The organism is Escherichia sp. MOD1-EC6475 (genome assembly GCF_003046645.1).
Lineage (GTDB): Bacteria > Pseudomonadota > Gammaproteobacteria > Enterobacterales > Enterobacteriaceae > Escherichia > Escherichia ruysiae.
In genome coordinates this window covers 71,511-84,258 of sequence record NZ_PZKQ01000027.1, presented here as the reverse complement: position 1 = coordinate 84,258, position 12,748 = coordinate 71,511, and the positions used below count along the sequence as shown (strand labels likewise).

The window sequence follows — 12,748 nt, the reverse complement described above, 5'->3', positions numbered from 1 at the left end:
ACAGGTGAGAGAGTCACTTCAGAGTAGAGAGATAATGAGAGCAGCTATATAAGAGATCAGCGCAATTACGATATCTTTATTACACTGACAGGATTTTACATATTTAACGGATTATCCTCAGGCAAAAGGGCTGGAATACCAGCCCTTGTTCGTGTTAATCCCAGCTCAGAATAACTTTCCCGGACTGGCCCGAACGCATGGCGTCAAAGCCCTTCTGGAAATCATCGATGGAGAAACGATGGGTAATGATTGGTGAGAGATCCAGACCAGACTGAATCAACGCCGCCATCTTGTACCAGGTTTCGAACATCTCACGACCGTAAATGCCTTTAATGAACAAGCCTTTAAAGATCACTTTTGTCCAGTCGATCGACATGTCAGAAGGTGGAATACCCAGCATCGCAATACGACCGCCGTGGTTCATGGTGTCGAGCATGGTACGAAACGCTGGCGGCGCACCGGACATTTCCAGACCGACATCAAAGCCTTCGGTCATGCCTAGCTCCGCCATCACGTCATTGAGATTTTCTTTCGCGACGTTAACCGCGCGCGTGATACCCATTTTGCGCGCCAGTTCGAGACGATATTCATTAACGTCGGTGATAACCACATTACGCGCGCCAACATGTTTCGCCACCGCCGCCGCCATAATACCAATCGGGCCTGCACCAGAAACCAGAACATCTTCGCCCACTAAATCAAACGACAGCGCGGTATGCACGGCGTTACCGAAGGGATCAAAAATGGAAGCCAGGTCGTCGGAGATATTGTCGGGAATTTTGAAGGCGTTGAAGGCTGGGATCACCAGATACTCGGCGAAACATCCTGGACGGTTAACGCCAACGCCCACCGTATTACGGCACAGATGGGTACGACCGCCGCGACAGTTGCGACAGTGACCACAAGTGATATGACCTTCGCCAGACACGCGATCGCCAATCTGGAAGCCTTTCACTTCCTGACCAATACCTACCACTTCACCGACATATTCATGGCCTACGACCATCGGCACCGGGATGGTTTTTTGCGACCACTCATCCCAGTTATAGATGTGAACGTCAGTCCCGCAGATGGCTGTTTTACGGATTTTAATCAGCAGATCGTTATGCCCGAGTTCCGGTTCAGGAACGTCGGTCATCCAGATGCCCTCTTCCGCTTTCAGTTTGGATAACGCTTTCATCTCACATCCTCACTCAGGCGATTACGCCCAGTTGTTTACCAATACGCGTGAACGCTTCTACCGCACGCGTAATTTGCTCAGGGGTATGCGCCGCAGACATCTGGGTTCGAATACGCGCCTGACCTTTCGGTACGACCGGATAGAAGAAACCGGTGACGTAAATGCCCTCTTTTTGCAGCTCGCGGGCAAATTTTTGCGCCACTACCGCATCGCCAAGCATGACCGGAATAATGGCGTGATCGGCTCCCGCCAGGGTAAAGCCCGCCGCCGACATTTGCTCACGGAACTGACGCGCGTTAGCCCACAGGCGGTCACGCAGTTCGCTGCCCGCTTCGACCATCTCCAGCACTTTGATGGAGGCGGCGACAATGGCTGGTGCCAGTGAGTTGGAGAACAGGTACGGACGAGAACGCTGGCGCAGCCACTCAACCACTTCTTTGCGCGCCGCAGTGTAACCGCCGGAAGCACCACCTAAGGCTTTACCCAGCGTGCCGGTGATAATATCGACACGACCCATCACATCGCAGTATTCATGGGAACCACGACCGTTTTCACCGACAAAACCAACCGCGTGGGAGTCATCCACCATCACCAGCGCATCGTAAATATCTGCCAAATCGCAAACGTCTTTCAGGTTGGCAATCACGCCGTCCATCGAGAACACGCCGTCGGTGGCGATCAGCACATGACGCGCCCCGGCTTCACGCGCCTCTTTCAGGCACGCTTCCAGCTCCTGCATATTATTGTTGGCGTAGCGATAGCGTTTGGCTTTGCACAGACGCACACCATCAATAATAGACGCGTGGTTCAGTGCGTCGGAGATAATGGCGTCTTCCGCGCCCAGCAGCGTTTCAAACAGGCCGCCGTTGGCATCAAAACAGGAAGAGTAGAGAATCGCATCTTCCATACCCAGGAATGCCGCCAGTTTCTGCTCAAGCTCTTTATGGCTATCCTGAGTGCCGCAGATAAAACGTACTGAAGCCATGCCGAAACCATGAGAATCCATTCCCGCTTTTGCCGCCGCAATCAGCTCTGGGTGGTTCGCCAACCCAAGATAGTTATTGGCACAAAAGTTGATGACGTGGCTTCCATCAGCCACAGTGATGTCTGCTTGCTGCGCAGACGTGATAATGCGCTCTTCTTTAAACAACCCTTCCGCCCGTGCGGTTTCCAGGTCGTTGGTTAACTGCTGATAAAATTCTCCACGCATTGCGATTCTCCAGACAGGGCAAATTCCAGCACATATTACCCAAACTTATAGGTCGCGACGAGATGACGCGTTAACACTTCTGTAAAATTTAGAATAAATAACGCCCATCACTCTCACTTTCGGCGAATGGCTGAAGCCAACGTCGTGTAGTGATATGATAGAAGTATTCGTGTCTGAGATTGTCTCTGACTCCATAATTCGAAGGTTACAGTTATGATCATCGTTACCGGCGGCGCGGGCTTTATCGGCAGCAACATCGTTAAGGCCCTGAATGATAAAGGCATCACCGATATTCTGGTGGTGGACAACCTGAAAGACGGCACCAAGTTTGTGAACCTGGTGGATCTGAATATCGCGGACTATATGGATAAGGAAGACTTCCTGATCCAGATTATGGCTGGCGAAGAGTTCGGCGATGTCGAAGCGATTTTCCACGAAGGTGCCTGCTCCTCCACCACCGAGTGGGATGGCAAGTATATGATGGATAACAACTATCAATACTCCAAAGAGCTGCTGCACTACTGTCTGGAGCGCGAAATTCCGTTCCTGTATGCATCTTCCGCAGCGACCTATGGCGGACGTACCTCCGACTTTATTGAATCCCGCGAATACGAAAAACCACTGAACGTCTACGGTTACTCAAAATTCCTGTTTGATGAATATGTTCGTCAAATTCTGCCAGAAGCGAACTCGCAGATTGTTGGCTTCCGCTATTTCAACGTTTATGGGCCGCGTGAAGGTCATAAAGGCAGCATGGCGAGCGTCGCTTTCCATCTCAACACCCAGCTTAACAACGGTGAATCACCGAAACTGTTCGAAGGTAGCGAGAACTTTAAACGCGACTTCGTCTACGTGGGCGACGTGGCAGATGTGAATCTGTGGTTCCTGGAAAATGGCGTTTCCGGCATCTTCAACCTCGGTACTGGTCGTGCAGAATCCTTCCAGGCAGTAGCGGATGCTACGCTTGCTTATCACAAGAAAGGTCAGATCGAATACATTCCGTTCCCGGATAAACTGAAAGGCCGCTATCAGGCGTTTACTCAGGCGGATCTGACTAATCTGCGCGCGGCGGGTTACGACAAACCGTTCAAAACCGTTGCTGAAGGTGTAACGGAATATATGGCCTGGCTGAATCGCGACGCGTAACTATGAAGATTTTGGTGATAGGCCCGTCTTGGGTTGGCGACATGATGATGTCGCAAAGTCTCTATCGCACGCTCCAGGCGCGCTATCCCCAGGCGATAATCGACGTGATGGCACCGGCGTGGTGCCGTCCGTTATTGTCGCGGATGCCGGAAGTTAACGAAGCTATCCCTATGCCCCTCGGTCACGGGGCGCTGGAGATCAGCGAACGCCGTAAGCTGGGACATAGCCTGCGCGAAAAACGTTACGACCGCGCCTACGTTTTACCCAACTCCTTTAAATCCGCATTAGTGCCTTTCTTCGCAGGGATTCCACATCGCACCGGCTGGCGCGGTGAAATGCGCTACGGTTTACTCAACGACGTGCGCGTGCTTGATAAAGAAGACTGGCCGCTAATGGTGGAACGCTATGTCGCGCTGGCCTATGACAAAGGCGTAATGCGTACCGCACAAGATCTACCAAAACCGTTGTTATGGCCGCAATTGCAGGTGAGCGAAGGTGAAAAATCGTATACCTGTAACCAATTTTCCCTCTCATCAGAACGTCCGATGATTGGCTTTTGCCCGGGCGCGGAGTTTGGCCCGGCAAAACGCTGGCCGCACTACCATTACGCAGAACTGGCAAAGCAGCTAATTGATGAAGGTTATCAGGTGGTTCTGTTTGGTTCGGCGAAAGATCATGAGGCGGGCAATGAGATACTCGCTGCACTGAATACCGAGCAGCAGGCATGGTGTCGTAATCTGGCGGGAGAAACACAGCTTGATCAAGCCGTTATTCTGATTGCGGCCTGTAAAGCCATTGTCACCAACGATTCTGGTCTGATGCACGTCGCAGCAGCACTGAATCGTCCGCTGGTCGCACTGTATGGGCCAAGCAGCCCGGACTTTACGCCGCCGCTTTCTCATAAAGCGCGAGTAATTCGTCTGATTACAGGCTACCACAAAGTGCGTAAAGGCGATGCCGCAGAAGGGTATCACCAGAGTCTGATCGACATTACGCCACAGCGCGTGCTGGAAGAACTCAACGCACTGTTGTTACAAGAGGAAGCCTGACGGATGCGGGTTTTGATCGTTAAAACATCGTCGATGGGCGATATCCTCCATACGCTGCCCGCGCTAACCGATGCACAGCAGGCAATCCCTGGAATAAAGTTTGATTGGGTGGTGGAAGAAGGCTTTGCACAGATCCCTTCCTGGCACGCCGCCGTTGAACGGGTTATTCCGGTAGCGATACGTCGCTGGCGTAAAGCGTGGTTTTCTGCCCCTATTAAAGCGGAGCGGAAAGCGTTTCGTGAAACGCTACAGGCAGAAAACTATGACGCGATTATTGATGCGCAAGGGCTGGTAAAAAGTGCCGCGCTGGTGACACGTCTGGCGCATGGTATTAAGCATGGAATGGACTGGCAAACCGCTCGCGAACCACTGGCAAGCCTGTTTTACAATCGCAAGCATCATATTGCAAAACAGCAGCACGCCGTAGAGCGCACCCGTGAGCTGTTTGCCAAAAGCCTGGGTTACAGCAAACCACAGACTCAGGGCGACTATGCCATTGCGCAGCATTTCCTGGCTAACCTGCCGACGGATGCTGGCGAATATGCCGTATTTCTTCATGCGACGACCCGTGATGATAAACACTGGCCGGAAGAACACTGGCGAGAATTAATTGGTTTACTGGCAGGTTCAGGGATTCGCATTAAACTTCCCTGGGGCGCGCCACATGAAGAAGCGCGGGCGAAAAGGCTGGCAGAAGGATTTGATTATGTCGACGTATTGCCGAAGATGAGTCTGGAAGGTGTTGCCAGCGTGCTGGCCGGGGCGAAATTCGTGGTTTCGGTGGATACGGGATTAAGCCATTTAACTGCGGCTCTGGATAAACCCAATATTACTGTATATGGACCGACCGATCCGGGATTAATTGGCGGATATGGGAAGAATCAGGTGGTTTGTAGGGCGCCGGGGAAAAGTTTAATTAATCTCAACGGTCAAGCAGTTTTGGAAAAATTATCATCATTATAAAGGTAAAACATGCCAACCTTCATTAAACTCCAATCATGGAAACCTTACGCTCTAAAATCATCTATAATTTTAGAGATTATGACTTATATTTTATGTTTTTTTTCATTAGTAATTGCATTAATAGATAATACCTTAAGCATAAAGGTATACAATATCACAGCTATAGTTGGTTTATTGTCATTAATTTTACGCGGCAACAAACAAAATTATCGTCTAAAGGATTCTATTCTTCCCCTCTCTATATTTTTTATAGGAGCACTTGATTTAATTTGGTATTCTTTATTTAAAGTAGACAATTCGCCATTTCGATCTACTTATCATAATTACTTAAATACTGCTAAAATATTTTTATTTGGCTCTTTTATTGTTTTTCTAGCTCTTACCAGTAAAATAAAACAAAAAAAAGAAATTGCATTATATTTTTTGTACTCTCTGTCATTTGTAATTGCCGCATATGCATTTTATATTAATAGTATTCATGACTATGACCGTATTTCTTTTGGTATAGGAGCGGCTACAGGTGCGGCATATTCAACAATGCTAATAGGAATAGTTAGTGGTGTTGCAATTCTTTATACTAAAAAAAACCATCCTTTTTTATTTTTATTAAATAGTTGTGCGGTATTTTATGTTCTGGCACTGACACAAACCAGAGCAACTCTACTCCTGTTCCCTGTAATTTGTGCTGTTGCACTAATTACATATTACAACAAATCCCCAAAAAAATTCACTTCTGCTATCGTTCTACTAATTGCCATATTGGCCAGTGTTGTAATTATATTTAATAAACCAATTCAATATCGCTATAACGAAGCATTAAATGATTTAAACAGTTATACCAATTCTAATAGCGTGACTTCATTAGGTGCAAGACTGGCAATGTACGAAATTGGTTTTGATTTATTCAAAGAATCGCCTTTTTCATTTAGATCTGCAGAGTCGCGCGCTGAAAGTATGAATTTATTAGTCGCAGAAAACAATAGACTAAGAGGGGCATTGGATTTTGCTAACGTACACCTACATAATGAGATAATTGAAACAGCGTCACTGAAAGGTCTGATGGGGATTTTTTCCACCCTTTTCCTCTATTTTTCACTATTTTATACAGCATATAAAAAACGCGCATTGGGTTTGTTGATATTAACGCTTGGTGTAGTGGGAGTTGGGCTAAGTGATGTGATCATATGGGCTCGCAGCATTCCGATTATCGTTATATCCGCTATAGCCCTCTTACTCGTTATTAATAATTGCAAAAATACTATTAATCAAGAATAGACAAGATAAGAAGTGAGTTAAAACTCACTTCTTATCTATACAACTTAATCTCTTTACTGAATCAGTTAAAGTTTCAGTACCGATATCTTTTACCGTAAATGTTGGTGATACTATTTGTATAGATTGATTATTATTCGGGGCCCAAATTAAGTGTGAGGGATATTCTGGACTACGTGAATTAGGATAAAATGCAAGCGTTGGTTTATGATAAGCCGCAGCGATATGAACAAGAGCTGTATCAACAGAAATAACAAAATCACTATACCTGGTCAACGCAACAGTATAAATAAACTCTGAAAATGGCAGTGTTTCAATTTCAGGTATTGGTATTGTCAATAAATCTTGCGGTAACCCGGTAAATATCACTCGATAATTTTCAAACTGTGATTTCACCTCTTGATATATAACTTTTATTTGCTCAAACGTAAGTCGGCATATTTTTTTTGCACCGAATGGGTTAATGATGACTATTCTTGTATTCCCAATAAAATTTTTTATTTTATTTTCAACATCTACAGGTAAATGCAAGTCGTAGTCGGTGGAAAATTCACCCTCACCATAAATATGCTTCAGTATTTCTATTGCTCGTGTACTCATGTGTTCTTTTAAATATTCATCGTGGGGATGATAAAATGAATAGTAACGCTTATACCATTGATCGAAACCCAGAATGTAAGAATCTTTAAAACTTGATAATATTAAACTATGCTTAAATGAAGGCATAGTCTCAAAGGGGTCTAATACAATATCGAACTGTAAATTCCGCAGATGCTTACATAGACTAAGCATTTTAAAGGAACCCATTGATTCTTTAATACAGAACTCAAATATATTTTTATTATTAGAGAGAAACTCCCCACCCTTTCTATTTGTAAGAATGGTTATTTTAACCCCTTTACTGTAAAGTTCACGATAAATCGAACTTAATACAATTAAATCACCGAGTTTGTTATTATCATGAATGATAAGGCATGATTTAACTTGCGCTGGTTCTGTAACTTGATGATTGATTTTCTTACGAAATAAAAAAGCAAGAAAATTAATCTTGATTTTGTTTATATAAAACCTTTTCTTTTTATGAAAAGTACCTAAACGCATTTTTATACCATATTATTTTAGTTTCAGGATGATTAATTAGCATAAGAATCAGTTGAAGCTTTATATTGTATTTTTTTTCTTGTCCTATCCTTTGATTCTTCTGTACTGATATCTTGAAGTTTAATAAATGGAATTACATCGTAAGAAATAGCCGTATCATCAGACAAATTATAAATATTAATATCTTTTACATTATCATGCATAAAACGGAAAAATGGCAAGATTTTAAATAAATCCCTACTCAATTCCGAGGGCATAGGATTCTTATTTTCATCATAGAAACGCGAACAGCTACCCGTCAAATCCAGACCTGAACAAATAATCCGCGCATACTTTAGTGAATATGCTATCTGGATTGCAGCAAAGGCAATAGTATGGCATGAACAATAACCAAGACTAATGTCCTTGCAAAATCCAACCAGACGACCTTTTTTAGACAACGGTACAGAGATCAGCAGTTCTTTGTGAATTTGGCTCAAAATATTAAATTTAATCTTCTTTATAAAACCACCTTTTTCCCGGCGATAAAAAGACCGTAATATAAGACAGTTCTGGAGGATATAAAGTTTATCTTCTTCGGAGGCGTGTTCATAAACGTCAACGTTTACGATAGTATAACGGCTTCTTTGGCTAAAATTGTAAAAATCATCACGACGTTGATGTAAAAAGCGAACATCTGTAAGTACATAAATAAAAGGAATAATATTATGACTTAACAGATATTGTGCTGAACCATTGACAGCAATAATATCCTTTGCCCGTAATACCGACAAAGGTGTCTTTTGCGATGTGGGGCCAGATAGAAAAATAATAACATCATTAGATGTTTTATTTTCAATCAGGTTTTCAACATCTTTTTTGTCAATGTATCGAATATTCTTCATGATAAACCTGTGAAATAAATAACTCCGTATAAAAATGCCTAACGAAGACGCGTAATTGTGGGATATTTCTGCTTTAGCGTGCTGGTTTTCCTTTCAAACGCCGCATAATATTGCGCATTTTTTTACGATAAACTAAAAGATAATAACCAAGATCCTTAATCTCATTTTTAATACCGTAATGACGCTCTAAATCAAGACGGTCTTTCGCTTTCCGCTGCGCTGAAGCACGTTTCCCGGAGAGATCAATAATTCGAACTTCACCATTTTTTATAATGAAATTACCACGATGAGGATCACCAGAAACCATGCCATGTTGATGCAAGGCATTAATTGATTGCTGAATTTTATTTTTTAGCACATCATCAATATCGGGCATATCACACAACTCTATGCCATCAATATACTCGATAAGCATGATATATGTATGGACAAATCGTAAGGTTTTTCTCTCTGCTAATAAATAAAAATCGTTGAGAGTATGTAAGCCTTCATTTCGCACTTTTTGGGTTTGTTCAAAAAGGCGTTCGTAATAATCACCTTTTAATAGAGATTTAAAAAACCGCTCGTTGCGTTTAATTTTTGGAGAAAATACCTTAAGCACCAACTTACCGTAATCGGTGTCAATAAGCATGACTTTTGTATCATCAATAGAACGAAACACTTTGATGATCTTAATATTATAAGATAAAAAGTCATTTAATACATTGAGGTACTTTGAATTGTTGTCATCAGTAAAAACAACAAAATCTTTAATCTTATTTTTCTGAATCATGATAAGCCAATTAAAGGTTATTTACTGTAATATTTTCGGTAAAGATAACGGACCCCTGCTATAACACCGGTTACGTAATGATGCTGGACTAACAAATGCTTATATCTTTTCTTAAATTCGATAACTGATTTTGCATCTCTGGGAGAATCATTTTTCCATGGCGAATTATCTAACGCTATTTTAAAATATTTTACCGATGGATAAATTGCCCATTTATGCCACGGTTTAGTTGCTCCTGTATAATGGATGAGAAGCGTGTTCTCTGTAATCAACTTTTTATAGTTTTGATGTGTTTTATCTTTTAATTCGCTTTTAATGGTATAAATAGTATTGAATTCACGAGGCAAAAATATTGTCATCCCTTTCAATAAAACATTCATAACATCTTGATCAGGATATTTATAAACATTATCTTTACTCATAAGAATAGATAATGCTTTCTCTGTTAGTTTTGCATTAACCCATTTCTTTAAGTCTAAATAAACTACTCCTGAATTAAAGTAGTGTCCCCGTAGTTCAGGATCAGACAACCTGGATACCGCTTTTTCCTGCATTGGCTCAACATCTTTAACAACAGCAGCCACCGCTCCGTTTAAATCCAGATGCAGTAGTTGGCTAATATCACCCTTACAAACAACATCCGCATCAAGATAAAGTAAACGATCAAGCGTCAGACCCAATAATTGAAACGCAAACAAACGAAAGTACATTGCTCTTGACCAGACCTGTGTACAAGGCAAGCACTGAAGCTTATCAGTATTAATTCTATAAAGCGTGATTCTTAATTGGTACTGCCTTGCAAGTTTTTCGACCTTTTGAAAAAAATCATCATTATAAACATCAGCAATAATATAAAAATCAAGATTAATATGTCGATTATTTAGGACAATTGATGTGATAGAAACACCTACACCATCAAGATAATTAGCATCGACACCATAGGCAACATTTAAACATTCAGAAGTATTTTTATTAGTTAGCCTAAAATCCCAGGCTTTAACTTTATCTATCTCTATGGCAGGAAATGAGTCCACAGGGCTACCCTTATATCATTACTTTATAGATTCCCAGTTTAATGCTTTATCTTTTTAACAAAATAGAAAAGATAATTGCTAAATCCTTTTAGATATCTATGCTTTTTCAGCATATGTTTTGCGCTATACCTTAATTGATTGCTATTGTTTGGTTTCAGCAACGCCGTATTCTTCCATGGCGAAGCATTTTTTGCCTCCATAAAGGCTTGTGATACAGGATAATCCCAGGCCCAATCATGCCAGGGCTTGGTCGGACCAATATAATGGATAAAAATAGTATCGCTGGTTACTGGATTTTTAAAACTTTCTTTGAGCTGATAATTTAAGCTAAACTGTGTATTGTATTTTATATCAGCAAAAATAAGTTTATCTGCCAGTAGCATATTTAATACATCCTGATCAGGATGTGTTATTTTTTTTACTATTTCTGGATCATTTAACATTGCAATGGCTCGTGCAGAAACCTGCTCAACTGCCCATTGGTTAGTATTGATCAATAAAAAACCAGAGTTAAAATAACCTTTAGCAATCCCCACAACACCTAACGAATGTGCACGTTTTTCCCACCAGTCATTTTGTCCTTCGGTAACAACCATTGCGACTGTATGATCAGGAAACGTGAAATTAATAAGTGGTTCTATAGTTCCCTGACAAATGATATCTGCATCCAGATATAGAACTTTAGGTGTTTTATTGATAAAGTAATCTGCAATAACAAAACGAAAATAAATTGCATGAGTCCAGTTCTTGGTACTTGGCAATGAACGGAGCCGATCGCCATTAATTAAATATACCTTAATCCGGGTTTTATATTGCTGAGCCAGAGCATCAAAATATTTCTGTTCATCTTCACAAAAATAATCAGTGAAAATATGGAAACATAAGCGATTTCCTTCATTATATTTTAATATTGAAGCAATCGAAATTCCGCAACCAAAAAGAAAATTTTTGTCAGTTCCATAAGCAATATCCAGACAAAGATTTTCTGTTTCCACTTTATAGTTGTAATCAATAACTGAATTGAGAAACTCAGTCTCCTGGAAAAAAACCTGCTGCATCATTTCCTCCGGGAAATAACAGAAATAATTATCTTTTGTAATCTGTCGTAATATTTCTGCTGGTAAAACTTATCAATCGATGCCGGAATTTTTTCATGTGCGATGTGAATTTCGCCGGCTATGTATTTATTGAGAAGAGCGACAAAACCGGTTATATTCCCCGGTTGATATAAATGACCATTAACATCAGGCTGGATGATGTCAGCAGGCCCGGAGATACAATCTGCACTGATACAAGGAATCCCCCACGATAAGGCTTCAAGTAGAGTCATAGGGAAACCTTCAAAAGATGACGTGAGTAATAACGCACTCACTTTTTTAATATCTTGCTGAACTAATTCCCAGGGATGTTGTTGCCAACCATACCAGACAATTCGATCATCAATATTTAACTCTCTACCATAAGCCTGGCATTTTTCGAAATCGGAACCATCTCCCAATACATGAAGTTTCCAGTCACCTTGCACTTGTGATAAGCCATCAAGCAGATCTTTTACGCGCTTTTGACCTTCGAATTTCATGCGCCCGACATAAATGAAGGTTGCCGTTTCACCTTCCTCGGGTGCGGGAATGACGGAATCTTTCGCTTCGACAGGGTTAAAAATAACGTTTATCGTCGATTCTGGTACACCCCGATTAATCATTTGTTGTTTAATACCGGAGCTGATTGCTAAATGATAGTCGGCACAGGTGATATATTCAGCATGTTTTTTATGATCTAAAGAAAAATGCGGCCATGAAAATACAGGTACATCAACTCCAGATTTTTTACGCGCTTTTGCCGCATACAAACATGAGATCACATCAATACAAATAACAACATCTGGCTGATAATCCTGAAGCCATTTGCTTAAAGCATGAATATGCTTCGCCCGACGTAAAAAACCTAAGCGAATGTTGGAAAATGAACACGAGTACTTAATACCTTGCAGCCATCCCTTATCCATTTTGTCGTTACGACAAAAGAAAAACATTTCACTTTGGATATTTTGTTGTCTGAAGGTGGTAATAACATCTCGAATGACTGTTTCCATACCGCCAAATCCTGAAACAGCTTCGCCGATAAACGCTATTTTCAT

At 41.8% G+C, this 12,748-nt stretch carries 12 protein-coding genes and 1 pseudogene; 4 read left to right on the top strand and 9 right to left on the bottom strand.

All coding sequences use genetic code 11. The annotated features are described in order from the left end of the window. Nucleotides 1–154: 154 nt before the first annotated feature. Together tdh and kbl are read right to left on the bottom strand one after the other, a co-directional pair. Nucleotides 155–1,180 carry an L-threonine 3-dehydrogenase gene (gene tdh, locus A7589_RS09810; RefSeq protein WP_000645984.1) on the bottom strand — a complete coding sequence of 342 codons (1,026 nt, stop codon included), beginning with the start codon at nt 1,178–1,180 and terminating at the stop codon, nt 155–157. Between the two features lie 13 nt (nt 1,181–1,193). Further along, nucleotides 1,194–2,390, bottom strand: coding sequence for a glycine C-acetyltransferase (gene kbl / locus A7589_RS09805; protein ID WP_001213852.1), 1,197 nt, complete (start codon nt 2,388–2,390; stop codon nt 1,194–1,196). Between the two features lie 213 nt (nt 2,391–2,603). On the opposite strand from kbl, the gene rfaD reads away from it, so the two are divergent. The 4 genes and pseudogenes from rfaD to A7589_RS23590 all read left to right on the top strand — a co-directional run. Next, complete coding sequence (gene rfaD / locus A7589_RS09800; protein WP_000587764.1) at nt 2,604–3,536, top strand: ADP-glyceromanno-heptose 6-epimerase; 933 nt, start codon at nt 2,604–2,606, stop codon at nt 3,534–3,536. Between the two features lie 2 nt (nt 3,537–3,538). Further along, nucleotides 3,539–4,585: an ADP-heptose--LPS heptosyltransferase RfaF gene (rfaF, locus tag A7589_RS09795; RefSeq protein ID WP_000699257.1), complete on the top strand. Its 1,047-nt coding sequence runs from the start codon at nt 3,539–3,541 to the stop codon at nt 4,583–4,585. Between the two features lie 3 nt (nt 4,586–4,588). Continuing rightward, nucleotides 4,589–5,548: a lipopolysaccharide heptosyltransferase RfaC gene (gene rfaC, locus A7589_RS09790; protein WP_001264541.1), complete on the top strand. Its 960-nt coding sequence runs from the start codon at nt 4,589–4,591 to the stop codon at nt 5,546–5,548. Nucleotides 5,549–5,557: 9 nt separating this feature from the next. After that, nucleotides 5,558–6,559, top strand: a pseudogene (locus A7589_RS23590) (O-antigen ligase family protein); the annotation flags it as partial. Between the two features lie 89 nt (nt 6,560–6,648). Here the strand turns inward: A7589_RS23590 and A7589_RS23500 are convergent. From A7589_RS23500 to waaB, 7 genes are all read right to left on the bottom strand, one after another. Further along, the gene (locus A7589_RS23500; protein ID WP_272941841.1) at nt 6,649–6,747 is read right to left on the bottom strand and encodes a hypothetical protein; all 99 of its coding nucleotides are present in this window, start codon (nt 6,745–6,747) and stop codon (nt 6,649–6,651) included. 100 nt (nt 6,748–6,847) lie between these two features. Continuing rightward, on the bottom strand, nt 6,848–7,921 hold the full coding sequence (locus A7589_RS09780) for a glycosyltransferase family 9 protein (RefSeq protein WP_105282454.1): 1,074 nt from the start codon (nt 7,919–7,921) through the stop codon (nt 6,848–6,850). Nucleotides 7,922–7,953: 32 nt separating this feature from the next. Continuing rightward, entirely contained in the window at nt 7,954–8,805 is an 852-nt protein-coding gene (waaZ, locus tag A7589_RS09775; protein ID WP_016231512.1) for a 3-deoxy-D-manno-oct-2-ulosonate III transferase WaaZ, read from the bottom strand. A 73-nt stretch (nt 8,806–8,878) separates the two neighbouring features. Then, entirely contained in the window at nt 8,879–9,577 is a 699-nt protein-coding gene (rfaY, locus tag A7589_RS09770) for a lipopolysaccharide core heptose(II) kinase RfaY (protein ID WP_000615157.1), read from the bottom strand. Nucleotides 9,578–9,594: 17 nt separating this feature from the next. Next, nucleotides 9,595–10,611 (bottom strand): lipopolysaccharide 1,2-glucosyltransferase RfaJ, encoded by a 1,017-nt coding sequence (gene rfaJ / locus A7589_RS09765; RefSeq protein WP_000376848.1) that lies wholly within the window; start codon nt 10,609–10,611, stop codon nt 9,595–9,597. 38 nt (nt 10,612–10,649) lie between these two features. After that, nucleotides 10,650–11,669, bottom strand: coding sequence for a lipopolysaccharide 3-alpha-galactosyltransferase (gene waaO, locus A7589_RS09760; protein WP_001188023.1), 1,020 nt, complete (start codon nt 11,667–11,669; stop codon nt 10,650–10,652). Then, nucleotides 11,669–12,748, bottom strand: coding sequence for a lipopolysaccharide 1,6-galactosyltransferase (gene waaB / locus A7589_RS09755; protein WP_108188820.1), 1,080 nt, complete (start codon nt 12,746–12,748; stop codon nt 11,669–11,671). Before waaB ends, waaO begins: the two co-directional genes overlap by 1 nt.